This is a genomic window from Micromonospora sp. NPDC007220 (assembly GCF_040634035.1).
Taxonomy (GTDB): domain Bacteria; phylum Actinomycetota; class Actinomycetes; order Mycobacteriales; family Micromonosporaceae; genus Micromonospora; species Micromonospora reichwaldensis.
In genome coordinates this window covers 120,630-143,904 of sequence record NZ_JBEYEU010000004.1, presented here as the reverse complement: position 1 = coordinate 143,904, position 23,275 = coordinate 120,630, and the positions used below count along the sequence as shown (strand labels likewise).

The window sequence follows — 23,275 nt, the reverse complement described above, 5'->3', positions numbered from 1 at the left end:
CGACACTGATCGGTTGCTTACTTCTCGATGACCGCGAGGACGTCGCGGGCGGAGAGCACCAGGTACTCCTCGCCGGCGTACTTGACCTCGGTGCCGCCGTACTTCGAGTAGAGGACGGTGTCGCCGACCTTCACGTCGACCGGCACGCGGTTGCCCTTGTCGTCGATCCGGCCCGGGCCGACAGCGAGGACGGTGCCCTCCTGCGGCTTCTCCTTGGCGGTGTCGGGAATCACGATGCCGGAGGCGGTGGTGGTCTCGGCCTCGTTCGCCTGGACCACGATGCGGTCCTCGAGCGGCTTGATCGCAACCTTGGTCGCGGTAGTCACGGGCATACCCTCCCGGGTACTTGGTTTCGTTACCGGCCGGCATGCCGACCAGCGTCAATCTGCCACATGCCACCGGGCGGGGCCGTCGTCGCGGGTGCCGGTCCGCCTGGCGTTCAGCAGCCGGACCATGGGGCCCGGAAGCTGGCACCCTCGGGGTGAGAGTGCTAATCGCAGGTTATTCCTCGGCTAGCACTCCGTCAAGGAGAGTGCCAACCCGCCGGCCGGCGCGTCGGGTCCGCCGACCACAATGACCGGGTGGATCTCGACCAATTCGCCGCCCTGCGTACGCCCGAGGGGTCGGCCGCGCTCGCCGCCGCCGCGCGGGTGGCCGGCGGCGATCCGCTGACCGCGGCGGCCGCGCTCCGCTCGACGGGACTGCCGGCCGACCTGGCGTCGGCCGCCCTCACCCAGGCCGAGCTGCGCCGCCGGGCAGTCGGCAAGTTCGGGCCGGCGGCGGCCGGGATGTTCCTCACCCGGGCCGGGCTGGAGCAGGCCACGCGGGGCGTCGTCGCGGCACGGCGGGCCGAGCGGCTGCGGGCCGCCGGGGTGCGCGTCCTCGCCGACCTCGGCTGCGGCCTCGGCGCGGACGCGCTCGCCGCCGCCCGCGCCGGCATCCGGGTGTACGGCGTGGAGGCCGACCCGCTGACCGCCGCGATGGCCGCCGCGAACGCCGAGGCTGTCGGGCTGGCCGAGCTGTTCACGGTGGAGTGTGGCGACGCCACGGCGTTCGGCGTGGACCGGGTCGACGGGGTGTTCTGCGACCCGGCGCGCCGGAAGGCGGGCACCGGGCGGCGGATCTTCGACCCGAACGCCTACTCGCCGCCCTGGGACTTCGTCGTCGGGCTGGCGGAGCGGGTGCCGCACACCGTCGTGAAGGTGGCGCCCGGCATCGACCACGCGCTGGTCCCGGCGGGCGCCGAGGCGGAGTGGGTGAGCGTCGACGGCGACCTGGTCGAGGCGGCCCTGTGGTGCGGCGAGCTGGCGCAGGTCCCCCGCCGCGCCACCCGGCTGCACGGCAAGGAAGGGCCCCCTGTCGACGCCTCCGGCAGCGGAAGGGTCCCCTGCTGGCAGTTGACGGGCTCCGGGGACGCCGAAGCACCGGTCGGCCCGGCGCGCCGCTTCCTGTACGACCCCGACCCGGCGGTGGTCCGCGCGCACCTGGTCGCGGAGCTGGCCGAGACGCTGGGCGCGACGCTGGCCGACCCGAGCATCGCCTACCTCTACGCGGACGCGCCGACGCCGACGCCGTTCGCCCGCTGCCTGGAGGTCACCGACGTGCTGCCGTTCTCGCTCAAGCGGCTGCGGGCGCTGCTGCGGGAGCGCCGGGTCGGGCGGGTGGAGATCCTCAAGCGCGGGTCCGCCCTGGAGCCGGAGAAGCTCCGCCGGGACCTGCGGCTGACCGGGGGCGAGGCGGCCAGCCTGGTGCTGACCCGGGTCGCCGGGGCGCCGACGGTGCTGGTCTGCCGGCCGGTCGGGTAGCGCGCGAGGGCGTCCGGCCTTTTCGGCTCGCGGGTCGTACGGGGCCGGGTTAGCTTGACCGTCATGGCGGGACAGGGCACTCCGGCGACCGCGCTGCTGACGAAGCGGAAGATCGCCCACAGCACCCATCCCTACGACGTCTCCCCGGACGCGCCCCACTACGGCGCGCTGGTCGCGGCGGCCCTGGGGGTGCCGCCGGAGCGGGTCTTCAAGTCGCTGGTCGCCGAGGTCGACGGCGCGCTGACGGTGGCGGTCGTGCCGGTCACCGGCGAGCTGGACCTCAAGGCGCTCGCGGCGGCGGTCGGCGGCAAGCGGGCCGCCATGGCCGACCGGGCGGTCGCCGAACGGGCCACCGGCTACGTGCGCGGCGGGATCAGCCCGCTCGGCCAGCGCCGGCGACTGCCCACGGTGCTCGACTCGTCGGCGCTCGACCATCCCACCGTCTACGTCTCGGCGGGCCGGCGCGGGCTTCAGCTCCAGCTCGCCCCGCAGGATCTCGTCGCCCTCACCGGGGCGGTCACGGCCCCGCTGTCGGCCCGCTGAGCTGCGCCGCTCCCGTCAGCCACGAGAGAGCGCTCCCCGGTGGACGACGGCCGGGTGTCAGGGACGTTGCTGAATTGTTACTGCCGACAACAAACTCGCCACCTCGGCGCTCTTGTGCCCACGGCGCGAACCGGAATACGTTGCCGGACACAACAAACCAACATCATCCCCCACCCCCGAAAGGACCCTGCTGATGCGCAAGGGCTTCCTCACCTTCGCCGCCGTGGGCCTGCTGGCCGCCGGCGGCCTGACCGCCTGCGGCGACGACTCCGGTTCCGATGCCGGCGGCTCCACCGAGAAGAAGCCGAAGATCGGCGTGATCCTTCCGGACAGCAAGTCCTCCGCCCGCTGGGAGGGCGCGGACCGAAAGTTCCTGACGGAGGCGTTCCAGGCGGCCGGCGTCGACTTCGACATCCAGAACGCCCAGGGCGACAAGACGGCGTTCCAGACCATCGCCGACCAGATGATCACCAACGGCGTGACCGCCCTGATGATCGTCAACCTGGACTCCGGCACCGGCAAGGCCGTCCTCGACAAGGCGAAGTCCCAGGGCGTGGCGACCATCGACTACGACCGGCTCACGCTGGGCGGCTCGGCCACCTACTACGTCAGCTTCGACAACGAGGTCGTCGGCAAGCTCCAGGGCGAGGGCCTGAGCAAGTGCCTGACCGACAAGGGCGCCAAGAACCCGGTGGTGGCGTACCTCAACGGCTCCCCCACCGACAACAACGCCACCCTGTTCAAGAACGGGTACGACTCGGTGCTCAAGCCGAAGTTCGACTCGAAGGAGTACACCAAGGGCCCGGACCAGAACGTGCCGGAGTGGGACAACACCCAGGCGGCCACGATCTTCGAGCAGATGCTGACCCAGCAGCGGGGCAAGATCGACGGCGTGCTCGCCGCCAACGACGGCCTCGGCAACGCGGCCATCTCGGTGCTGAAGAAGAACAAGCTCAACGGCAAGGTCCCGGTGACCGGCCAGGACGCCACCCCGCAGGGCCTGCAGAACATCCTCTCCGGCGACCAGTGCATGACCGTCTACAAGGCGATCAAGGAGGAGGCGAAGGCCGCCTCGGACCTGGCCATCGCGGTCGCCAAGGGTGAGAAGAAGGAGACCGGCCAGACGGTCAAGGACCCGGAGGGCGGCCGGGACGTCCCGTCGGTCCTGCTGACCCCGAAGCTGATCTTCAAGGAGAACGTCAAGGACGTCATCGCCGACGGCTTCGTCACCAAGGACGAGGTCTGTGCCGGGGCGTACGCCAAGCTCTGCGCCGACGCCGGCATCAGCTGACCCGTACCCGATTCCACGCGCACGCCGCCCGGCACGGACCCTGTGCCGGGCGGCGGTTCGCGCCGGACGGGATCCGAGACCTCCCCTCCACCTGAAGGAGCCCCCGTGTCCGCAACCCCCCTGCTGGAACTACGCGGGATCGACAAGAGCTTCGGTCCCGTCCAGGTCCTGCGCGACGTCGCCTTCACCGCCCACCCGGGCGAGGTGACCGCGCTGGTCGGCGACAACGGCGCCGGCAAGTCGACCCTCGTCAAGTGCATCAGCGGCATCCACCCCACCGACGCCGGCGAGTTCCGCTTCGACGGCCGGCCGGTGACCATCAACAGCCCCCGCGACGCCGCCGCGCTCGGCATCGAGGTCGTCTACCAGGACCTCGCGCTCTGCGACAACCTCGACATCGTGCAGAACATGTTCCTCGGCCGGGAGAAGCGCAGCGGCATCGTGCTCGACGAGCCGACCATGGAGCAGATGGCCGCCGACACCCTCGCCGGGTTGAGCGTGCGGACCGTCAAGTCGCTGCGCCAGCACGTCTCCAGCCTCTCCGGCGGCCAGCGCCAGACCGTCGCGATCGCCAAGGCCGTGCTCTGGAACAGCAAGCTCGTCATCCTCGACGAGCCGACCGCCGCGTTGGGCGTCGCGCAGACCGCCCAGGTGCTCGAACTGGTCCGCCGGCTCGCCGACAACGGCCTCGCCGTGGTGCTCATCTCGCACAACATGAACGACGTCTTCGCCGTCTCCGACCGGATCGCCGCGCTCTACCTCGGCCAGATGGTCGCCCAGGTGAAGACCACCGACATCACCCACTCGCAGGTGGTCGAGCTGATCACCGCCGGTCGCTCCGGCGGGCTCGGGCTCGCCGCCGAGCCGACCAACGGCGGCAACGGGAACGGCGCAGGGCCGGCCGGCAGCAACTCAGGAGGCGTCCGATGACCACCACCGTCGTGCACAAGGACGGCCCGGCGGCCGTCACACCGCCGGCCACCCTCGCCAGCCACGTCCGCAACTACGTCGGTCGGGTCCGTGGCGGCGACATCGGGGCGCTGCCCGCCGTACTCGGCCTGGTCGTGCTCTGCACGGTCTTCTCGATCATGCAGCCGACGTTCCTCAGCGCCGGCAACTTCGCCAACCTGTTCACCCAGGGCGCCGCGGTCACGCTGATCGCCATGGGGCTGGTCTTCGTCCTGCTGCTCGGCGAGATCGACCTCTCCGCCGGCTTCGCCAGCGGCGTCTGCGCCGCCATCCTCGCCAACGTGGTCACCGTGCTCGGCTACCCGTGGTACGTGGCCGTGATCGCCGCGATCGTCACCGGCGTGGCGATCGGCACCACCCTCGGCTTCCTCGTCGCGAAGATCGGCATCCCGTCGTTCGTGGTGACCCTCGCCGGGTTCCTCGCCTTCCAGGGCATCGTGCTGATGCTGATGGAGGAGGGCGCCAACATCTCGGTGCGCGACGAGGTGCTGGTGGCCATCGCCAACCGCAACCTCCCGCCCGTCCTGGGCTGGCTGCTGGCCGCGGTGGCGGTCGCCGGCTACGCGGCCGTGCAACTGCTCCGGCACCGTACGCGGGTCGCCCGGGGTCTGGTCACCGACCCGATCGCGGTGGTCTTCGCCCGCATCGGCGGGCTGGCGCTCGTCCTCGGCGTCGCGGTCTTCATCCTCAACCTGGAGCGCAGCCGCAACGTCGTGATCAGCTCGCTCAAGGGCGTGCCGATCGTGGTGCCGATCATCGCGGTGCTGCTGGTCTTCTGGACCTTCGTGCTCCAGCGCACCAGCTACGGCCGGCACGTCTACGCGGTGGGCGGCAACAAGGAGGCGGCGCGCCGCGCCGGCATCAACGTGGACCGCATCCGCATCTCGGTCTTCGTCATCTGCTCCTCGATGGCGGCCGTCGGCGGCATCGTCGCCGCCAGCCGGGCCAACTCGGTGGACCCCAACACAGGCGGCAGTGATGTACTGCTCTACGCGGTCGGCGCGGCCGTCATCGGAGGCACCAGCCTCTTCGGCGGCAAGGGCCGGGTGCTGGACGCCGTCCTCGGTGGCGCGGTCGTCGCGGTCATCGACAACGGGATGGGCCTGATGGGATACAGCTCGGGGGTGAAGTACGTGGTCACCGGCGTGGTGCTGCTGCTCGCCGCGAGCGTGGACGCGTTCTCCCGCCGGCGTTCCACCGCCACCGGCAACCGCTGACCGCGCGGCACCGGAAGTGACGACGGCGATGCGCGCAGGACCGAGCCAGGACGAGATCCGCCGGCAGAACCTGGGCGCGTTGCTGCGGTACGTGCACGTGCACGGGGCCACCACCCGTGCCGAGCTCACCACCACGCTGGGGCTCAACCGCAGCACCATCGGCGCGCTGACCGCCGACCTGGCCGGCGCCGGGCTGGTCAGCGAGGGGACGCCGAAGGAGACCGGTCGGGCCGGGCGACCGTCGCTGGTCGTCCGGCCCGAGTCGGACCGGGTGCACGCGTACGCGTACAGCATCGAGGTGGACCGGCTGCGCGCCGCGCGGATCGGTCTCGGCGGCGCGGTGCTCGACCGCCGGGAGCTGGACCGCCCCCGGGGTCTGACCGCCGCGGAGGCCGCCCCGCTGCTGGCCGGGGCGGTCAAGGACATGCAGCAGAGCGCGCCGGCGGACGCCGTCTGCGTCGGCGCGGGCGTCGCGGTCTGCGGCATGGTCCGCCGCGACGACGGGCTGGTCCGGCTGGGCCCGACCACCGGATGGGTGGACGAGCCGATCGGCGCGGCGCTCGGCGCCGAGCTGGGCTGCGACGTGCCGGTCACGGTCGGCAACGTGGCCGACGTGGCGGCCTTCGCCGAGCACGCCCGGGGCGCGGCGGCCGGCTGCGACAACGTCATCTACCTGTACGGGGACGTGGGCGTCGGCGCCGGCATCATCGCCGGTGGGCGGCGGCTGACCGGGCACGGCGGCTACGGCGGCGAGGTCGGCCACATGGTGGTCGTCCGCGACGGCGCGCCCTGCGAGTGCGGCTCCCGGGGCTGCTGGGAGACCGAGATCGGCGAGCACGCGCTGCTGCGAGCGGCCGGCCGCTCCGACGCGCGGGGCCGCGACGCGCTGCTGGCCGTCTTCGACGCCGCCGACCGGGGCGACCTGCGGGCGCAGACGGCGGTACGCCAGGCCGGCGACTGGCTCGGCTTCGGGGTCGCCAACCTGGTGAACATCTTCAACCCGGAGATGGTCATCTTCGGCGGCGGCATGCGGGACCTCTACCTCGCGGCGGCGGCCCAGGTGCGCAGCCGGCTCAACTCGATGGCCCTGCCCGCCTGCCTGGAGCACGTCCGGCTGCGCACCCCGAAGCTCGGGGACGACGCGGCGCTGATCGGCGCCGCCGAACTGGCCTTCGAACGCCTGCTGGCGGACCCCCTCGACGTCGGCTGACCGGCCCCGCCCCGCCCGCCCCGCCACCTGCCCCGTCCCGTGCGGTGCCGTCCCACCTGCCCCGTGCCGTGCCGTGCCGTGCCGTGCCGACGAATGGTGAACGGGTGCCGGAGCCGGTGGGCCGGTCCGGTGAACCGATCGGTCGGTCCGTCCGTACCAGTGCGCGGACGGGCGAAGGCGGAGGCGTCGCCCGGCCCGGACTCGTTTCGGACCGGACCGAGGAGACAGCACGGACATGACACCGCTCAGATCCGCCCGTCGCCGACAGGGACACCGCAGCAGTCGCCTGGCGGCGCTGCTCGTCACGATCGCCGCCGGGCTCGGGGTGCTGCCCGGCGTGGCCGTCGCCGCGCCGGGCGGTCAACAGCTCAACGCGGCCGACGCCGCCCTGCTCAACGGGGTACGCCTGGCCGGTCTCTGGGAGATGCCGGCCGGGCAGCTGGCCGCCGACAAGGGGCAGAGCGCGAAGGTGCGCGAGATCGGCGCCGGCATCGCCACCGAGCACGAGGAACTGGACCGGCTCACGGTCGAGGCGGCCAACAAGCTCGGAGCGAGCATCCCGAGCGACCCGACGGCCGAGCAGAAGGGCTGGCTGACGGAGATGCAGAACGCCTCCGGCGCCCGCTTCGACCAGATCTTCGTCACCCGGCTCCGGGTCGCCCACGGCAAGATCTTCCCGGTCATCGGGGCGGTCCGCGCCAGCACCCGCGATCCGGTGATCCGCAAGCTCGCCGACGACGCGAACCGGTTCGTCCTGCACCACATGCAGATGCTGGAGAGTACCGGGCTGGTGCGCTGGCCGGAACTGCCGCCGGCCGCCCTGCCCGCCCCCGGCGACGACGGCCTGCTCGCCGCCGCCTCCGCCAACTCCGGCCCGCCGATCGGGGTCAGCAGCACGGTGGTCTGGCTGGTCTTCCTCGCCGCGCTCGGCACGGGAGGCGTCGCCACGTACCGCATCCTGCGCCGCACCTGACCACGGCGGTCCTCCCGGCGGCCACGGGCCGGGAGGCCGTCGAACCGCAGGGAATCCTGCCGCTGGCGCCCTGGCGCCCTGGCGGTGGGCGGCTTGGCGATGTGGCGGCCTGGCGGCTTAGCGATGCGGCGGCTGGGCGGTGTGGCTGCCTGGCTGCTCGTGGCCCTGCTTTCACGGCCCTGCCGTCCGTAGCCGCCCACCGTCGTTACTTTCGGTAATCGTCAGGGGTGTCACGCCGTCGCCATCGGACACCCGCCTCGGCCCCTTTGCTCTGCAGCCATCCACGCACCAGCTACGGACGGTGGCTGGTGCGTCGGCGGCTGCAGAGCAAAGGGGGCGTGAGGGCATTCGGCCGGCTCGGCGATCGCGAGAAGAAACCGCTGGTCAGCCTGGCTAAGCGCTGAAACGAGGCCGCTCACGCTTGGAAGCCAGGCAAATTCGACTACCGTGCGTGACATTAGCGGCCCTCCGCAAGCATCGTCACGATGAGTTACCGGCGACGGGATCCGCTCAGCGGTCGGCTGCGTGCCGGCACGACGGCGCGGCCCGCGGGCCCACACGCCCGGCACGCCCGCGCGCCCCGCACACCCGGCAGGCCCGCACGCACGGCCCGCACGCACGCCCGGCCCGCCCGCACGCACGGCCGGCGCGACGGGCGGCCACGGCTACTCGTTGACCTCCGGGCCCAGCAGGCGAATCTCCTCGATGTCGAGGACGGCCTGCAGCTCCCGCAGGACGATGTCGTCGATCTCGTTCGTGTCCCGCAGCCTGGTGATCTCGCGCCGCTTGTGTTCGAGCACGGCCAGCCGCAGTCGCCGGTCGAGGTCCCGGGCCTGCTCCGCCGACCGGCTCTCCTCGTCGGTGGAGCGGACGTCGTCGAGGTGCTGCTCGTAGTCCGCCCGGATCCGGTCGACCGCGGCCGGCGCCGCGCCGAGCCGGTCCGCGACCTCGGGGAGCACCGCCAGCGCGGCCTCGGTGGCCCGCATCCGGGCCAGCCGCAGCTCGCCGACCCGCCGGGTGTCGCCGACCAGACCCGCCCACCCGACGACGGCGGGCAGCGTGGTGCCCTGGATCAGCATCGTCAGCAGGATGACCACGGCGGTGGTGAAGATGATCAGATCACGCTCGTGCACACGGGTGCCGGCGGGCGTGGTCACCGGCACCGCGAGGGCGGCCGCGAGGGAGACCGCGCCCCGGAACCCCGCCCACCCGGCCGCCGTGCGCACCCGCCAGTCGACCCGCTCGTCCTGCTCCGCCGCCCGGCGATCGACGACGAGAAAGGCGAACGCCGCCAGGTGGACCCACAACATCCGGGTCAGCACGACCACGCCTGTCACCACCACCGCGATGACCAGCGCCCGCATCACCGACAGGCTGGTCACGTCGCGCAGGGCGCGCGGGATCTGCATCCCCAGGAGCACGAAGAGTCCGCCGTTGATCAGGAACGTGGCGAGGTCCCAGAAGCCGTACGCCAGCACCCGGGAGCGGGCCCGGATGACCCGGGGGGCGGCGTACGCCAGCACGAGGCCCGCGACCACCACCGCCAGGACGCCACTGGCGTGCACGAGCTCGGCGAGGAGGAACGCGACGAACGGCGTGAGGACGCTCAGCGCGCCCTCGCGCAGCGGGTCGTCGAGCCGCCGCCGGAGCAGGATCACCGCCCAGCCGACCAGCAGGCCGGCGGCGATGCCACCGGTCGACGCAAGGACGAACCGCTCGGTCAGCCCGAGCAACCCCGGCTCGGTGCCGCCCACGATCAGGCCCAACCCGACGGAGAAGAGCACCAGCGCGGTGCCGTCGTTGATCAGGCTCTCCGCGTGCAGGGTGGTCAGGATCCGGCGTGGCATCCGCTTGGCCAGGCCGGCGACCGCCGCCGCGTCGGTCGGCGCGAGCACCGCGCCGAGCACCCAGGCGGCGGCCGGGTCCACGCCGAACCGCTGCACGACGAGCGACACCGCGACCATCGTCGCCACCACCAGCCCCACCGCGAGCAACGCGATCGCGAGCAGGTTCGTGCGGATCTCGCGCAGGCTGGTGGTGATGCTCTCCTTGTAGAGGATCGCCGGCAGGAACAGCAGCAGCACCACGTCGGGCTCCAGCACCACGTGGGACAGCGGCGGCAGGAGCGCGAGCAGCGCGCCCATCGTGATGAGCAGGACCGGGGGCGCCACGCTGTACCGTCCGCCGAGGGTCGTGCCTACCAGCACCGTGACGCCCAGTACCACGATCAGTTCGAGACCGCCCACGTCGCACCCCCGTCACCGGCCGACGGCACGGTGACGGGTACGCGCCGGTCGCCTGCCGCTCCACCATCGTGGTACGGCGGTCCGGCGCGGCACCCACGAACCCGGAAACAGACAACATGCCCGCCGGTGTCGACGGCGGCGGCCTCGGGCACGGCACGCCGCGCGGCGCGTCAGGAGCCGGTGCCGTGCCAGGAGCGCCAGAGGGCCGCGTAGGAGCCGTCGGCCGCGACCAGTTCGTCGTGCGAGCCGATCTCGGCGATCCGGCCGTCCTCCACCACCGCCACCCGGTCGGCGTCGTGCGCCGAGAAGAGGCGGTGCGCGATGGCCACGACCGTACGGCCCTGGAGGACGGCCGCGAGGGACCGCTCCAGGTGCCGGGCGGCGCGGGGGTCGATCAGCGAGGTGGCCTCGTCCAGCACCAGGGTGTGCGGGTCGGCCAGCACCAGCCTCGCCAGCGCCAACTGCTGCGCCTGCGCGGGCGACAGCGGGTGCCCGCCGGCGCCGACCACGGTGTCCAGCCCGTCCGGCAGCCCGTCGGCCCACTCCAACGCGTCGACGGCGGTCAGCGCCGACCTCACGGCCGCCTCGTCGGCGCCCGGTCGCACCATCGCCACGTTCTCCCGCAGCGTGCCGATGAAGACGTGGTGCTCCTGGGTTACCAGGGCGACGTGCGTACGCAGCTCGGACAGGGGCAGCTCGTCGAGTCGCCGGCCGGCCACCGTGACCGAGCCGGTACGGGGCGCGTGCACCCCGGCGAGCAGCCGGCCGAGCGTGGACTTGCCGGCGCCCGAGGGACCCACCATGGCCAGCTTCTCTCCCGGCTCCGGCAGCAGGGTCACCCCGTGCAGCACGTCCCGGCCCTCCCGGTACGCGTACCGGACGTCCCTGGCGGCGAGCCGCCGCTCCCCCGGTGGCGGAGGATCGGGCGGGCCCGCAGAGCCCGCGGCGGGCCGGGTCGGGGAGCCGGCCGGCGGGTCGGCGTCGGCCACCCCGAGCAGGCGCGCCATGGAGGCGCCGCCGACCTGCAACTCGTCCAGCCAGGAGAGCAGCCGGTCGACCGGGTCGATCAACGCCTGCACGTAGAGCGTGGCGGCGGTGACCTCGCCGAGGCTCACCCAGCCCTTCAGGTGGAACCAGCCGCCGATGATCAACGTGGCCACCACCGGCAGCACGTAGCCGATCTCGGCGATCGGGAAGAACACTGTGCGCAGCCGCAGGGTGTAGCGCTCGGCCGCGTACGACCGGCGGATGTCGGCGTCGGTGCGGGCCCGGCGGCGCGCCTGCTGCCGCAGCGCCTCCGTGGTCCGCGAACCCTCGACGGTCTCGCTGATGCCGTCGGTGATGTCGGAGTAGGCGGCGTTCTCCCGCAGGTAGCCGGCAGGCGCGCGGCGCAGGTACCAGCGGGTGCCCGCCCACAGCAGCGGCACCGCGAGCAGGCAGGGCAGCGCGAACAGCGGGTCGACGAGGAGCAGCGCGCCGACGATGAAGCAGCCGGTGACGATCGCGATCAGCGTCTCCGGCACCGCGAACCGGACCGTCCGCGACAGCGCGGAGACGTCCCGGGACGTCCGGGTGAGCAGGTCGCCCGTGCCGGCCCGCTCCACGGTGGCCAGCGGCAGCGCCAGGATCCGGTCGACGAACTCCTCGCGCAGCTCGGCCAGCACCCGCTCGCCGAGCCGGGCCGACGCCAGGTGGGCGAAGCGGACCAGCACCGACTGCACCAGCACGAACCCGGCGATCAGCAGGGCGATCCGGTCCACGGTGACGCCGGACGTGCCGCGGGAGATCCCCTCGACCAGGTCGCCGAGCAGCCACGGCGCGACCAGGCCGGCGGCGGCGGCCAGCGCGTGCAGGCCGAGCGCGGCTCCGAGCGCCCTCGGATGCCGGCGGGCCAGCGTGCGGGCGTAGCGGCGCACCTGGCGCCCGTCGGCGACCGGCAGAGCGGTGGCCATCAGTCCTCCCCCCGGCTGACCGTCGCCCGGTAGCGCGGCTCGCCGTCGAGCAGTGCGGTGTGCGACCCCTCGGCCGCCACCTTGCCGTCCTCCACGAAGATCACGTGGTCGGCGCGGTGCAGCACGAGCGGGCTGGTGGTGCAGACCAGGGTGGTCCGGCCCGCCCGGGCGGCGCCGAGCCGGTCCGCGATGCGGGCCTCGGTGTGCGCGTCCACGGCGCTGGTCGGCTCCACCAGCAGCAGGATCTCCGGGTCGGCGACCAGCGCCCGGGCCAGCCGCAGCCGCTGCTGCTGGCCGCCGGAGAACTCCCGGCCGCGCTCGGCGACCGCGCTGTCCAGCCCCGCCGGCAGGGCCTCGACGATGTCGGTGGCGCTCGCCGCCGTCAGCGCCGCTTCGAGCGTCGCGTCGTCGGCCCGGTCGCGCGGGTCCAGCTCCGCGCGGAGCGGGCCGGTGAACAGGTGCGCGTCGTTGTCGGCCACCAGGATCCGCTCCCGCACCGTCGCCAGCGCCACCTCCCGCAGCGGTACGCCGTGCAGCGTCGCGTCCGAGTCGACGTACCGGCCGAGGCGGTCCACGACCGCCGCCGCGTCCTCGGGGGCGGTGGCGGCGAGCGCGGTGAACCGGCCCGGCCGTACCGTCACGCCGGAGGCCACGTCGACCAGCTCGCCGGGGCCGTCCGGCAGGGCGGTCGGGCGGGCCGGGTCGAGCAGTTCCGGGGTGAGCCGCAGCAGCCGCACCACCCGCCGGGCGGCGACGTGCCCCCGGGTCAGCTTGTCCACCGCCTCGGTGAGCTGCCGCAGCGGGCTGACCAGGAACGCCGTGTAGCCGTAGAACGCCACCAGCTCACCGGCGCTGATCTCGCCGCGCAGCGCGAACCGGGCGCCCAGCCAGGTGACCAGCACCAGGAACGCCCCCGGGAGCAGCACCTGGGCCGCCTCCAGCAGCGACTCGACGCGGGCCACCCGCAGGCCGTCGGCGCGCAGCGCCTGCGACCGCGACCGGTAGCGGGCGGAGAGCACCGGCTCGCCGCCGACGCCGCGCAGCACCCGCAGCCCGGAGACGATGTCGCCGGCCCGGGCGGTCAGCGCCCCCTCCGAGTCCCGGTACGCCTGCTGCTGCCGGTGCAGCGGCCGGATGAGCAGCCCGACGACCGCCATCAGCAGCGGCACCCCGAGCACCACGACCAGTCCGAGCGGCACGGAGGCGCCGAGCAGGAGCACCCCGACGGTCACGATCGCCACGATCGCGCCGGTGCCCCGGGCGGTGATGTCGATGGCCGCACCGATCTGGCTGATGTCGGCCGTACCGATGCTCACCACCTCGCCGGCGGACACCCGCCGGGGCAGCGCGGCGCCGAGCCGGTTCGCCGCGCCCACGGTCAACTGCACCGTCCGGTACGCCCCGGCGAGGAAGTTGTGCACCGCGCAGTAGTGCCGCAGGATCCCCGCGGCCGCCTGGAACACGCCCAGCCCGAGCAGCACCAGCCCCCAGGTGAGCAGCGCCTCCTCGTCGCGGCGGGTGAGCCCGTCGACGGCCCGGCCGACGGCCGCCGGCACCAGCGCCTGGGCGACCATCCAGACGACGCCCAGCAGGATGCCGACGGTGAGCAGCGCCTTGTGCCGCCCGGCCAGCCACACGAGGTAGCGGGTCGCCGAGCGGATGTCGGGTACGCCGGGGTCACCGGCCGGTGAGAAGCGCATGGCCCACCGACGCTAGGTGGCGGGCCGGTCACCCCGCCAACCAATTACCGCCTCGGCGTGCCGTGGCTCACGTGTCCTCCGCCCTCGGCCGGCCGGCCCGGGCTCAGCGGTCGACCTGCGTGAAGTCCCAGGAGTGCGGCGGGCGGGCCAGCAGCGTCGCCGGGGGCTCCGGCAGCGGACGCGGGTTGCTGCGCCACTTGGAGATGACCACCACCCGGTGGTCGGTGGAGGAGAACACCTCGCTGGACAGGTGCATCGGGTCGTGCTCGAACTCGGGCAGCGCGGTGTCGCACACCCAGGTGATCAGGTCCGCGGCGCCGTACGGCTCCGCCCGCGCCTCCCACATCCGCACGATCACGTCAGCCATCCTCGGGGTTCAGACGCTGACTGTCGTCAGCGGCATGGCGGAGTCGGCGGGCAGGTCCAGCCGGCTCGGCGCGACACCCGAGGCGACCAGGTGCGAGCCGAGGGCGGCGACCATCGCGCCGTTGTCCGTACAGAGCCCGGGTCGGGGCACCCGGACCCGGATGCCGTACGCGGCGGCGCGGTCCTCGGCCATCACCCGCAGCCGGGAGTTGGCCGCCACGCCCCCGCCGATCACCAGCGTCTCGACGCCGGTGGACCGGCAGGCGTCCAGCGCCTTGCGTACCAGCACGTCGCAGACCGCCTCCTGGAAGGACGCGGCCACGTCGGCGACGGGCACCGGCTCACCGGCGCGCTGCCGCGCCTCGACCCACCGGGCCACCGCCGTCTTCAGTCCGGAGAAGGAGAAGTCGTAGCGGTGGGCGGCGAGGTCCTTGGGGGCGGTCAGGCCGCGCGGGAAGCCGATGGCCGCCGGGTCGCCGGCCCGGGCCTCCCGGTCGATGTACGGGCCGCCGGGGAACGGCAGCCCGAGCAGCCGGGCCACCTTGTCGAACGCCTCGCCGGCCGCGTCGTCGATGGTGGCGCCGAGCGGGGTGACGCCCCGGGCCAGGTCGTCGACGAGCAGCAGGGAGGAGTGCCCGCCGGAGACCAGCAGGGCGATCGCCGGCTCGGGCAGCGGGCCGTGTTCCAGGGTGTCCACGGCGACGTGCGCGGCGAGGTGGTTGACGCCGTAGACCGGCTTCTCGGCGGCGAGCGCGTAGCCCTTCGCGGCGGCCACCCCCACCAGCAGCGCGCCGGCCAGCCCCGGGCCGGAGGTGACCGCGATCGCGTCGATGTCGGCGAGGGTCACCCCCGCCTCCTTCAACGCCCGGCCCATGGTCGGCACGATGGCCTCCAGGTGGGCCCGGCTGGCCACCTCGGGCACGACGCCGCCGAAGCGGGCGTGCTGCTCGACGCTGGAGGCGAGCGCGTCGGCCAGCAGGGTGTGCCCGCGTACGATGCCGACCCCGGTCTCGTCGCAGGAGGTCTCGATGCCGAGGACCAGGGGTTCGTCAGTCATCGCTCACATCCTGCGTGCGCTGCATGACCAGCGCGTCGGTGTTGCTCGGTTGGTAGTAGCCGCGCCGCACGCCGATCGGCTCGAAGCCGTACGTCGCGTAGAGCTTCTGGGCGGGGGCGTTGTCCGCCGCGACCTCCAGCAGGACGCTGCGGACGCCGAGCCGGGCGGCCTCGGCGAGCAGGGCCTCCAGCAGGAGCCGGCCGACGCCGCGCCGCTGGGCGTCCCGGCGCACCGCGACGTTCTGCACCCACGCCTCGTCGGGCGGGGCCACGGCGAGCCCGGCGTAGCCGAGGAGGTCGCCGTCGTCGCCGGTGGCGACCAGGTAGAAGTGCCCGTTGGCCAGCTCGTTCCAGAACATCGCCGACGACCACTGCTCGGCGCCGAACAGGTCAGCCTCGATCGGCAGCACCTCGTCGACGTGCCACCACCGCAACCGCCCCAGCCGCACGCTCACGGCAACACCTCGGCTCGCGACTGCGGGGCTCGCAAACCCGGCTCACTCCTCGCGCTCACGGCGCCACCTCGGCTCGCGACTGCGGGGCTCGCAAACCCGGCTCACTCCTCGCGCTCACGGCAGCACCGGCTTGCGGGCCGTCGCCGCCACGGCGTCCGGGCGGCGCAGGTAGAGCGGGGTGAGCGCCTCCGAGGGGGCGCCGGCCCGGATGCGCTCGGCGGCCAGGGTCGCCAGCACGGCCGCGTCCGGGTAGCGGGGCTCGTCCCGCACGGGCAGGCCCAGCGCGTCCGCGTACCGGTGCGCGCCGTCGCCGACGGCGGCCGTGACGGCCAGGCCGCGGGCGCGCTCGGCGGCAACCGCCGGCGCGGACACCTCCGGGCCGACGATCCGCTGGCCCGCGCCGTCGTAGACCGCCCAGTAGATCTCCCGGCGGCGCGCGTCGCTCGCCGCCAACACCGGCTCGCCCGCGGCCGCCGGGTGACCGATGGCGTCCAGCGAGCAGACACCGTACGTCGGGACGCCCAGCACCTGGCCGATGGTGGCGGCGGTGACCAGCCCCACCCGCAGCCCGGTGAACGGGCCGGGGCCGAGCCCGGCGACGATCGCGCCCAGGTCGGCCGGGCGGGCGCCGGCCTCGGTGAGCACGGCGTCGACCTGCGGCGCGAGCAGTTCACCGTGGGCGCGGGCGTCGACCGTGCAGCGGTGCGCGCGGGTCGCGACACCGTCCGCCGCGACCGCCACCAGCGCCGCGGTCACCGCGGGGGTCGAGCTGTCCACCACCAGTACGAGCACGGTGAGCCAGCCTAGTCGCCCCTGCGGTCACCCCCGGTCACGCCCCGGCCGGGTGGGACGAGCAGCGAGGCCGACGGCGCGGGCGGCGGGCCGGGAACCGGGGACCGGTGGCACGGGCGACGGGACCGGCGGGCGGGACGAACGGCCGGGGTCAACTCGGGGTGCGGAACTTGCGCAGGAAGGCCGGCAGCAGCCAGGGGCGCCGCCCGCTGACGCGCACCTTGCCGGTGAGCAGCGCCCGGGCGCGGCTGACCCGGCCGAACATCATCAGGTTGAGCGTGCCGGGATCGTGGTCGATCCGGGCGTCCGCCCGGGCTCCGGGGTCGGCGAACGTCATCCGCCCCCGGTGCAACAGGAGCCGGACCGGGGCCGCGTACGCCGAGCGGAACTCGACCACGACGGGGCGTTCGCTCGGCGGCGCGCCGCCGTCGATGAGCCGCCCGTAGCCGTGCCGGACCACGCCGGCCACGAACAGCTCCATGAACAGCGCGGCGTCCCGGCCGGGGAGCGACCACGGCCGCCCGGCGACGCGGGCGACGTCGTGACCGTGGATGAGCAGCTCGTTGACCAGGTGCGCGCAGAGGCCGGCGAGGGGCACCCGGGCCCCGCCGAGCCAGGGCACCGTCTCGTCGGGGCGCTGCTCCGCGCAGACGGCCAGGAGCCGCCCGACGTCGGCCCGCAACCGGTCGGCCAGGGCCTGCGGCTCGCGCTCGGTGAGGTGCCGCAGCAGCACGTCGTTGAAGTCCGCCACCGTGTCGACGGTGACGTCCGGGAGCTGGCGGTGCAGACCCGGCACCGGCAGGGGCGGGTGGTCCGGGTCCACGAGGCACGCGTAGTACCACGCCAGGGAGCCCACGTGGGCCAGCGTGTCGGCCACCGACCAGTGGGCGGTGGCCATGGCCTCGGGTGGGGTGGCGCGGACCAGGTCGAGGAAGCGGTCCGTCTGCTCCGCCAGCGCCGTCCGCGCCACCCGCCACCGCTGTTCGCTGACCGTCGCCGCCATCGCCGCCTCCCGGCTCGCGTCGCTGCTCGGCGAGGTCGGCACCGCCACGGCGTACGCGCCGACCGACCGCTCGCAGCACAGGCTACAACGGACGGTCACCGCGCGGTGACCGCGAAAGTGCGCAGCTGTCAGCCGGCGGAGCGCTCCCAGTCGACCGTGGGCAGGCCGGCGTCGGCGAGCGCCTTGTTGGCCGCGCTGAACGGGCGGCTGCCCAGGAAGCCGCGGGGGTTCATCGGGCTGGGGTGCCCGGCCTCCAGCACCACGTGCCGCGGGTTGGTCACCAGGGCCGCCTTCTTGCGCGCGTAGCCGCCCCAGAGCAGGAAGACCACCCGCGAGTCCATCGCGTCGAGCGCCCGGATGGTGGCGTCGGTGAACTCCTCCCAGCCCCGGTTGGCGTGCGAGCCGGGCGTCGCCTCGCGGACGGTGAGCACGGCGTTGAGCAGCAGCACGCCCTGCGCCGCCCAGCCGCTCAGGTTGCCGCCGCGCGGCTTCGGCACGCCGAGGTCCTCGCCCAGTTCCTTGAAGACGTTGCGCAACGACGGCGGCACGCTCACGCCCTCCCGCACGCTGAAGCTGAGCCCGTGGGCCTGCCCCGCCTTGTGGTAGGGATCCTGCCCGAGGATCAGCACCCGGCAGTCGGCCGGCGCGCAGAGCCGGTAGGCCGAGAAGAGGTCCTCGACCGGCGGGAAGACGGTGCGGGTCGCGTACTCGCCCGCGACGAACTCGGCCAGCGCGGCGGTGCGGGCCGGGTCGAGGTGCGGGGTGAGCACGGCACGCCAGTCCTCCGGCAGCAGCGCCGGCAGGTCCAGGGTGGGGGCGTCGTCGGGCATCGGCAACCTTTCGCCTGTCGGGTCCGTCCCGCGCACTCTAGGCAGCCGGTACGACAGCGCTCACCCGAGGGCGGTCAGGCGCTGCGCCCAGTCGCCGCCGACCGGTTCCAGCTCGACCACCCGGGTGTCGTCGTCGCGCCGGTCGACGCGTACCCGCAGGTGGGCGTCGACGAGCTGCTCGACCAGGCCCTCGCCCCACTCCACCACGGTCACCGACTCGTCCACCGAGGCGTCCAGGTCGAGGTCGTCGATCTCGGCGCGCGGGTCGGCGGCGTCCCCCAGCCGGTACGCGTCGGCGTGCACCAGCGCCACCGTGCCGCCCCGGGCCGGGTCGGGCCGGTGCACCCGGGCGATCACGAAGGTGGGCGAGGTGACGTCCCCGAGCACCCCGAGCCCGGCCCCGAGGCCCCGGGTCAGCGCGGTCTTGCCGGCGCCGAGCGGCCCGGTCAGCAGCAGCAGGTCGCCGGCGCGCAGCAGCCCGGCCAGCCGCCGCCCGAACTCGTGGGTGTCATCGACGGTCGGCAGCTTCACGACGTGGCTCACAACGCCTCCAGGAACCGGACCAGCGCCTCGTTGACCTCGTCGGCGTGCTCCAGCATCACCACGTGCCCGCTGTCGGAGATCTTGACGAACTCGGCGTGCGGCAGTCGCCGGACGATCTCCTCGGAGTGCGTCACGGGGGTGATCATGTCCTTGTCGCCGACGACCACCAGCACGGGGGTGTCCGCCAGCGCGGCGAGCGCCGGGAACCGGGAGTGCGTGGCCAGCGTCCGCAGGTAGCGGGTCACCGTGTCGGCGGAGGTGCGGGAGTTCATCGTCTCGACGTACGACACCAGGGCCGGGCTGGGCTGGCGGGTGCCGAAGCCGTACTTGCGGGTGAGCAGCCAGGCCATGTTGGTGGTGGACCTGCGCGCCCGGTCGATCACCGGCCCGCCGTAGCGGGTGACGTTGCCGACCATGTGCAGCACCGGCGCGCCGACCCGGCCGAGCAGGGCGGGCGCGACCAGCTTGGTCTCGGCGATCAGGCCGCCCGAGGTGGCCATCAGCACGGTGCCCACGACCCGGTCGCCGAACAGCTCCGGAAACAGCTCGGCGAACGCCATGATGGTCATTCCGCCCATCGAGTGGCCGACCAGCACCAGCGGCCCCTCCGGGGCGGTCCGGTCGATCACCTCGCGCAGCGTCCGGCCGAGCGCGGTCAGGTCGTACTCGCCGGTCTCCAGCCGCCCCGACCGGCCGTGCCCGGGCTGGTCGTAGGCGACGATCCGGTGCTCGCCCCGCTCGGCGAGCAGCTCGCGCTGGAAGTGGAAGGTGCCCATGTCCAGGCAGAAGCCGTGCACCAGCACCACGGTCGGGTTGCCGGGCACGGGCCGGGTCGGCTCCACCACCTCGACGTGGATGTCGGTGCCGTCGGGCATCTCCAGCCGGAACGAATCGTCGTACCGCTGCTCGCCGAAGACCTCCCCGGCGTACCGGTCGGTGGGGTCGGCCTTGAGCTTGCGGACCAGGGCGCGTTCGGTGGCGACGCCGGCCGCGAGCCCGGCGGCGGCGACCCCGACGGCGGCCAACGCGCCGATGGCCGCCTTGGCGTGTCCGGTACGCGGCAGCGGGATGCGGGAACGGGTCGTCACGGGCGCTCGCCGTCGTAGACGCGGGGCACCCGGGTGCTGCCGAACCGCGTGACGATCTCGTAGTTGATGGTGCCGACGGCCTCGGCCCAGTCGTCGGCGGTGGGCCCGCCGTCGGCGCCGCTGCCGAAGAGGGTGACCTCGTCGCCGGCGGCCACCGGGTCGTCGCCGCAGTCGAGCACGAACTGGTCCATGCAGACCCGGCCCGAGATCGTCCGGCGCTTGCCGCCGAGCTGCACCGGGCCGCTGTTCGAGGCGTGCCGGGGCACCCCGTCGGCGTAGCCGAGCGGCACCACCGCGAGGTTCGCCGCCCGCTCGGTGGTGTAGGTGTGCCCGTACGAGACGCCGGAACCGGCGGGGACGCGCTTGGTCAGCATCACCCGGGCGCGGGCCGTCATCGCCGGGCGCAGCCCGTAGCGCTCGCCGGCCACCGGGGAGAGGCCGTACACGGCCAGCCCGGGACGGACCAGGTCGAAGTGGGTGTCGGGCCGGGTCAGGGTGGCCGCCGAGTTCGCCAGGTGCCGGTAGCGCGGCCGAAGGCCGGCCTGTTCGGCCATGCCGATCCCCTCGTGGAAGACGGCGATCTGACGGTCGATGGTCGGGTGGCCGGGCGAGTCCGCGTACACGAAGTGGCTCCACACCCCGACGACCTCGACCAGGCCGTCGGCCTGCGCCTTTGCGGCGGCGTCGAGCAGGGCCGGCCAGTCGGCGACGGTCGCGCCGCCCCGAGCCAGCCCGGTGTCGATCTTGAGGTGCAGCCGGGCCGGCCGACCGGCGGCGTGGCCCGCCGCGACCATCTCGTCGAGCTGGGGCAGGCTGGCGACGCCGAGGTCGACCCCGGCGGCGACGCCCTCGTGCAGCGGCAGCCCGGGCGCGAGGAGCCAGGCCAGCACCGGCGCGGTGATCCCGGCCCGGCGCAGCGTGAGCGCCTCGTCCAGCGTGCAGACCCCCAGCCAGTCGGCTCCGGCGTCGAGGGCGGCGCGGGCGGCCGGGACCATGCCGTGGCCGTAGCCGTCGCCCTTCACCACCGCCATCAGCTCGGCGGCGGTGCCGGACCTCAGCCGGCTCACGTTCTCGCGGATCGCGTCCAGGTCCACGCGTACCTCGGCCTGCCACATGCCCCCAGCCTACTTTCCACGCCGATCCCCCCGGCCGAGGCCGGCGCAGCCGGCAGGAGCCACCGCCGGCGCGGCCGGGTCAGCCGAGGCGGGCGAGGACCGGGCGGAGGGCGTCGGCCACGTCGGGCGCCGTCACCGGCCCGCCCCGGGCCGCCTCCCGGCCGGCCAGCCCGTGCAGGTACGCGGCGGCGGCCGCCGCCCGCTCCGGGGGCAGCCCGGCCGCGAGCAGCGAGCCGAGCAGCCCGGCCAGCACGTCGCCGGTGCCGCCGGTGGCCAGCGCCGGGGTGCCGGTCGGGTTGACGTACGCCCGGCCGTCCGGCGTGCCGATCACCGTGCGGTCGCCCTTGAGCAGCACCACCGCGTTCATCCAGGCGGCCAGCCGCAGGGTGGCGGCCACCCGGTCGGCACCCGGCTCCTCCCCGCAGAGCCGGGTGAACTCGCGGTCGTGCGGGGTGACCACGATCGGGGCGTCCCGCGTGCGCAGCCGGCCGGCGAGCGAGCCGTCGACCAGCAGCGTCAACGCGTCGGCGTCGAGCACCACCGGCACGGGGGCGGCGAGCACCGCCCGCAGCTCCGCGGCCGCCTCCTCGCCGGTGCCCAGGCCGGAACCGCAGACCCACGCCTGCACCCGCCCGGCGTCGGCGACCCGGCCGGTCGCGATCACCGACGGGTGCCGGCGCAGCACGTCGGCCCGGGCCGAGCCGGCGTAGCGGACCAGGCCGGTCGGGCCGGCCAGCGCCCCCGCGACGGAGAGCACGGCCGCGCCGGGGTAGGTCGCCGAGCCGGTCGCGACGCCCACCACGCCCCGGCTGTACTTCTCCGAGGCCGGGCCGAGCCGGGGCCACCAGTCGACGACGTCCGACCACTCGGTCACGCCCAACGCCGGGCTGCCCCGCAGCCACGGCTCCAGCCCGATGTCGACCAGCTCCACCTCACCGGCGAGCGCGGCGGCCGGGCCCACCACCAGGGCGGGCTTCAGCGCGCCGAACGCCACCGTCACGTCGGCCCGTACCGCGCTGGGGCGGCCCGACGCGGTCAACTGCACTCCCCCGGTGTCGACCGCGACCCCGCTGGGCACGTCCACGGCGATCACGGCGGCCGGTGCGCCGTCGCGCCCACGGTGCCGCACGAGGCTGGCGGCGAGCTGGTCGGCGGTGTCCCGCAGCCCGCCGTGCCCGCCGATCCCCACGATGCCGTCCAGCACCAGGTCGACGGTCCCCGGCGGCCGGTCGACGACCCGCCCGCCCGCGGCCCGCAGCGCGGCCAGCCCTTCCGCGTGCGCCCGGCCGGGGGCCAGCAGCAGCGCCGACACGGCGGCACCCCGCCGGGCCAGGTGCGCGCCGGCGAGGAGCGTGTCGCCGCCGTTGTCGCCCGAACCGACCAGCAGCAGCACCCGCGCGGCGTAGACGCCGCCCCGGTCGGCCAGCAGCAGCGCACAGCGGCGGGCCAGCCCGGCCGCCGCGCGCTGCATCAGCGTCCCGGGCGGCAGCGTGGCCATCAGGCCCGCCTCCGCAGCGCGTACGTCCGCGACCCGCCACACCGATCTCATGCCACCCCGTCCCGTCCGACTCCCGGCGCGCCGCGACCCGGCACGCCCCCGATCACCGCTCCGCGACCACCATCGCCGAGGCGATCCCGCCGTCGTGCGACAACGAGAGATGCCAGCGGTTGACCCCGCGCTCGGTGGCCGCCGCCGCGACCGTGCCGGAGACGGTCAGCCAGGGCCGGCCGTCCGGGTCCGGCACGACCTCGCAGTCGTGCCAGCTCAGGCCGGCCGGGGCGCCGAGCGCCTTGGCGACCGCCTCCTTGGCCGCGAAGCGGGCGGCCAGCGACTCGGGCGAGCGCGGGTTGCCGGAGCGGGTGCACCGCTCGGCCTCCGTGAAGAGCCGGTCGGCGAGCAGCGGTGTCCGTGCCAGGGCCTTGGCGAACCGCTCGACGAGGACGACGTCGATGCCGACAGCGACGATCACCCGCTCACCCTACCGGCGCGGGCGGCCGCAGATTAGCCCTCGGCACCGCGCGCGGCAACGCCTGTGGACGACGCGGCCGTACGCGGGCGGGCCGTCGTCCACAGGCCACGCGCGGGGGTGTGGACGACGCCTAGCGTCGCGGCCGTCGATG

22 protein-coding genes are annotated in these 23,275 nt (G+C 74.5%); 7 read left to right on the top strand and 15 right to left on the bottom strand.

Translation table 11 applies throughout. From position 1 onward, the window contains the following. Positions 1 to 17: 17 nt before the first annotated feature. Positions 18 to 332 carry a co-chaperone GroES gene (groES, locus tag ABZ573_RS11225; RefSeq protein WP_088998427.1) on the bottom strand — a complete coding sequence of 105 codons (315 nt, stop codon included), beginning with the start codon at positions 330 to 332 and terminating at the stop codon, positions 18 to 20. A 249-nt stretch (positions 333 to 581) separates the two neighbouring features. Here groES and ABZ573_RS11220 point away from each other — a divergent pair, with 249 nt between their 5' ends. The 7 genes from ABZ573_RS11220 (at position 582) to ABZ573_RS11190 (ending at position 8,008) form a co-directional block, all read left to right on the top strand. Next, positions 582 to 1,805, top strand: coding sequence for a methyltransferase domain-containing protein (locus ABZ573_RS11220; protein ID WP_358117542.1), 1,224 nt, complete (start codon positions 582 to 584; stop codon positions 1,803 to 1,805). Between the two features lie 63 nt (positions 1,806 to 1,868). Further along, on the top strand, positions 1,869 to 2,348 hold the full coding sequence (gene ybaK, locus ABZ573_RS11215) for a Cys-tRNA(Pro) deacylase (RefSeq protein WP_357580248.1): 480 nt from the start codon (positions 1,869 to 1,871) through the stop codon (positions 2,346 to 2,348). A 193-nt stretch (positions 2,349 to 2,541) separates the two neighbouring features. After that, positions 2,542 to 3,639 (top strand): substrate-binding domain-containing protein, encoded by a 1,098-nt coding sequence (locus ABZ573_RS11210; RefSeq protein ID WP_151456652.1) that lies wholly within the window; start codon positions 2,542 to 2,544, stop codon positions 3,637 to 3,639. A 105-nt stretch (positions 3,640 to 3,744) separates the two neighbouring features. Further along, on the top strand, positions 3,745 to 4,569 hold the full coding sequence (locus tag ABZ573_RS11205) for an ATP-binding cassette domain-containing protein (RefSeq protein ID WP_151456651.1): 825 nt from the start codon (positions 3,745 to 3,747) through the stop codon (positions 4,567 to 4,569). Beyond that, entirely contained in the window at positions 4,566 to 5,825 is a 1,260-nt protein-coding gene (locus tag ABZ573_RS11200; RefSeq protein ID WP_151456650.1) for an ABC transporter permease, read from the top strand. The genes ABZ573_RS11205 and ABZ573_RS11200 overlap by 4 nt, the downstream gene beginning before the upstream one ends. Positions 5,826 to 5,853: 28 nt before the next feature. Then, positions 5,854 to 7,035, top strand: a complete 1,182-nt coding sequence (locus ABZ573_RS11195; protein WP_151456649.1) for an ROK family protein — start codon at positions 5,854 to 5,856, stop codon at positions 7,033 to 7,035. 235 nt (positions 7,036 to 7,270) lie between these two features. After that, positions 7,271 to 8,008, top strand: coding sequence for a DUF4142 domain-containing protein (locus ABZ573_RS11190; protein WP_132230952.1), 738 nt, complete (start codon positions 7,271 to 7,273; stop codon positions 8,006 to 8,008). Positions 8,009 to 8,673: 665 nt separating this feature from the next. Here the strand turns inward: ABZ573_RS11190 and ABZ573_RS11185 are convergent. The 14 genes from ABZ573_RS11185 to ABZ573_RS11120 form a co-directional block, all read right to left on the bottom strand. Continuing rightward, positions 8,674 to 10,254 (bottom strand): Na+/H+ antiporter, encoded by a 1,581-nt coding sequence (locus ABZ573_RS11185; RefSeq protein ID WP_327029571.1) that lies wholly within the window; start codon positions 10,252 to 10,254, stop codon positions 8,674 to 8,676. A 170-nt stretch (positions 10,255 to 10,424) separates the two neighbouring features. Continuing rightward, a complete protein-coding gene (locus tag ABZ573_RS11180; RefSeq protein WP_358117534.1) occupies positions 10,425 to 12,206 on the bottom strand; it encodes an ABC transporter ATP-binding protein in 1,782 nt (593 codons plus the stop codon). Continuing rightward, positions 12,206 to 13,906, bottom strand: a complete 1,701-nt coding sequence (locus tag ABZ573_RS11175; protein WP_358117531.1) for an ABC transporter ATP-binding protein — start codon at positions 13,904 to 13,906, stop codon at positions 12,206 to 12,208. Before ABZ573_RS11175 ends, ABZ573_RS11180 begins: the two co-directional genes overlap by 1 nt. Before the next feature lie 103 nt (positions 13,907 to 14,009). After that, a complete protein-coding gene (locus tag ABZ573_RS11170; protein ID WP_091627865.1) occupies positions 14,010 to 14,264 on the bottom strand; it encodes a hypothetical protein in 255 nt (84 codons plus the stop codon). An 18-nt stretch (positions 14,265 to 14,282) separates the two neighbouring features. Next, the gene (tsaD, locus tag ABZ573_RS11165) at positions 14,283 to 15,329 is read right to left on the bottom strand and encodes a tRNA (adenosine(37)-N6)-threonylcarbamoyltransferase complex transferase subunit TsaD (protein ID WP_358117528.1); all 1,047 of its coding nucleotides are present in this window, start codon (positions 15,327 to 15,329) and stop codon (positions 14,283 to 14,285) included. Continuing rightward, on the bottom strand, positions 15,322 to 15,777 hold the full coding sequence (rimI, locus tag ABZ573_RS11160; protein WP_151455735.1) for a ribosomal protein S18-alanine N-acetyltransferase: 456 nt from the start codon (positions 15,775 to 15,777) through the stop codon (positions 15,322 to 15,324). The genes tsaD and rimI overlap by 8 nt, the downstream gene beginning before the upstream one ends. A gap of 120 nt (positions 15,778 to 15,897) precedes the next feature. Then, positions 15,898 to 16,575, bottom strand: coding sequence for a tRNA (adenosine(37)-N6)-threonylcarbamoyltransferase complex dimerization subunit type 1 TsaB (gene tsaB / locus ABZ573_RS11155; protein WP_151455729.1), 678 nt, complete (start codon positions 16,573 to 16,575; stop codon positions 15,898 to 15,900). A 151-nt stretch (positions 16,576 to 16,726) separates the two neighbouring features. Beyond that, positions 16,727 to 17,677, bottom strand: coding sequence for a maleylpyruvate isomerase family mycothiol-dependent enzyme (locus tag ABZ573_RS11150; protein ID WP_358117524.1), 951 nt, complete (start codon positions 17,675 to 17,677; stop codon positions 16,727 to 16,729). Between the two features lie 29 nt (positions 17,678 to 17,706). Continuing rightward, positions 17,707 to 18,408 (bottom strand): uracil-DNA glycosylase, encoded by a 702-nt coding sequence (ung, locus tag ABZ573_RS11145; protein WP_151455727.1) that lies wholly within the window; start codon positions 18,406 to 18,408, stop codon positions 17,707 to 17,709. A gap of 60 nt (positions 18,409 to 18,468) precedes the next feature. Further along, the gene (tsaE, locus tag ABZ573_RS11140) at positions 18,469 to 18,951 is read right to left on the bottom strand and encodes a tRNA (adenosine(37)-N6)-threonylcarbamoyltransferase complex ATPase subunit type 1 TsaE (RefSeq protein WP_151455726.1); all 483 of its coding nucleotides are present in this window, start codon (positions 18,949 to 18,951) and stop codon (positions 18,469 to 18,471) included. Then, the gene (locus ABZ573_RS11135) at positions 18,948 to 20,039 is read right to left on the bottom strand and encodes an alpha/beta hydrolase (protein WP_327029577.1); all 1,092 of its coding nucleotides are present in this window, start codon (positions 20,037 to 20,039) and stop codon (positions 18,948 to 18,950) included. Before ABZ573_RS11135 ends, tsaE begins: the two co-directional genes overlap by 4 nt. Beyond that, positions 20,036 to 21,154: an alanine racemase gene (alr, locus tag ABZ573_RS11130; RefSeq protein WP_358117519.1), complete on the bottom strand. Its 1,119-nt coding sequence runs from the start codon at positions 21,152 to 21,154 to the stop codon at positions 20,036 to 20,038. The genes ABZ573_RS11135 and alr overlap by 4 nt, the downstream gene beginning before the upstream one ends. Before the next feature lie 79 nt (positions 21,155 to 21,233). Next, the gene (locus ABZ573_RS11125; RefSeq protein ID WP_358117515.1) at positions 21,234 to 22,703 is read right to left on the bottom strand and encodes an NAD(P)H-hydrate dehydratase; all 1,470 of its coding nucleotides are present in this window, start codon (positions 22,701 to 22,703) and stop codon (positions 21,234 to 21,236) included. 52 nt (positions 22,704 to 22,755) lie between these two features. Continuing rightward, positions 22,756 to 23,124, bottom strand: a complete 369-nt coding sequence (locus ABZ573_RS11120) for a holo-ACP synthase (RefSeq protein WP_132230942.1) — start codon at positions 23,122 to 23,124, stop codon at positions 22,756 to 22,758. Positions 23,125 to 23,275 lie beyond the last annotated feature (151 nt).

Excerpts from the sequence above, each read along its gene's own strand:
- groES (WP_088998427.1), bottom strand. The coding sequence starts at position 332 with ATGCCCGTGACTACCGCGACCAAGGTTGCGATCAAGCCGCTCGAGGAC.
- ybaK (WP_357580248.1), top strand. The coding sequence starts at position 1,869 with ATGGCGGGACAGGGCACTCCGGCGACCGCGCTGCTGACGAAGCGGAAG.
- ABZ573_RS11210 (WP_151456652.1), top strand. The coding sequence starts at position 2,542 with ATGCGCAAGGGCTTCCTCACCTTCGCCGCCGTGGGCCTGCTGGCCGCC.
- ABZ573_RS11200 (WP_151456650.1), top strand. The coding sequence starts at position 4,566 with ATGACCACCACCGTCGTGCACAAGGACGGCCCGGCGGCCGTCACACCG.
- ABZ573_RS11195 (WP_151456649.1), top strand. The coding sequence starts at position 5,854 with ATGCGCGCAGGACCGAGCCAGGACGAGATCCGCCGGCAGAACCTGGGC.
- ABZ573_RS11190 (WP_132230952.1), top strand. The coding sequence starts at position 7,271 with ATGACACCGCTCAGATCCGCCCGTCGCCGACAGGGACACCGCAGCAGT.
- ABZ573_RS11180 (WP_358117534.1), bottom strand. The coding sequence starts at position 12,206 with ATGGCCACCGCTCTGCCGGTCGCCGACGGGCGCCAGGTGCGCCGCTAC.
- ABZ573_RS11175 (WP_358117531.1), bottom strand. The coding sequence starts at position 13,906 with ATGCGCTTCTCACCGGCCGGTGACCCCGGCGTACCCGACATCCGCTCG.
- tsaD (WP_358117528.1), bottom strand. The coding sequence starts at position 15,329 with ATGACTGACGAACCCCTGGTCCTCGGCATCGAGACCTCCTGCGACGAG.
- ung (WP_151455727.1), bottom strand. The coding sequence starts at position 18,408 with ATGCCCGACGACGCCCCCACCCTGGACCTGCCGGCGCTGCTGCCGGAG.
- alr (WP_358117519.1), bottom strand. The coding sequence starts at position 21,154 with ATGTGGCAGGCCGAGGTACGCGTGGACCTGGACGCGATCCGCGAGAAC.
- ABZ573_RS11125 (WP_358117515.1), bottom strand. The coding sequence starts at position 22,703 with ATGAGATCGGTGTGGCGGGTCGCGGACGTACGCGCTGCGGAGGCGGGC.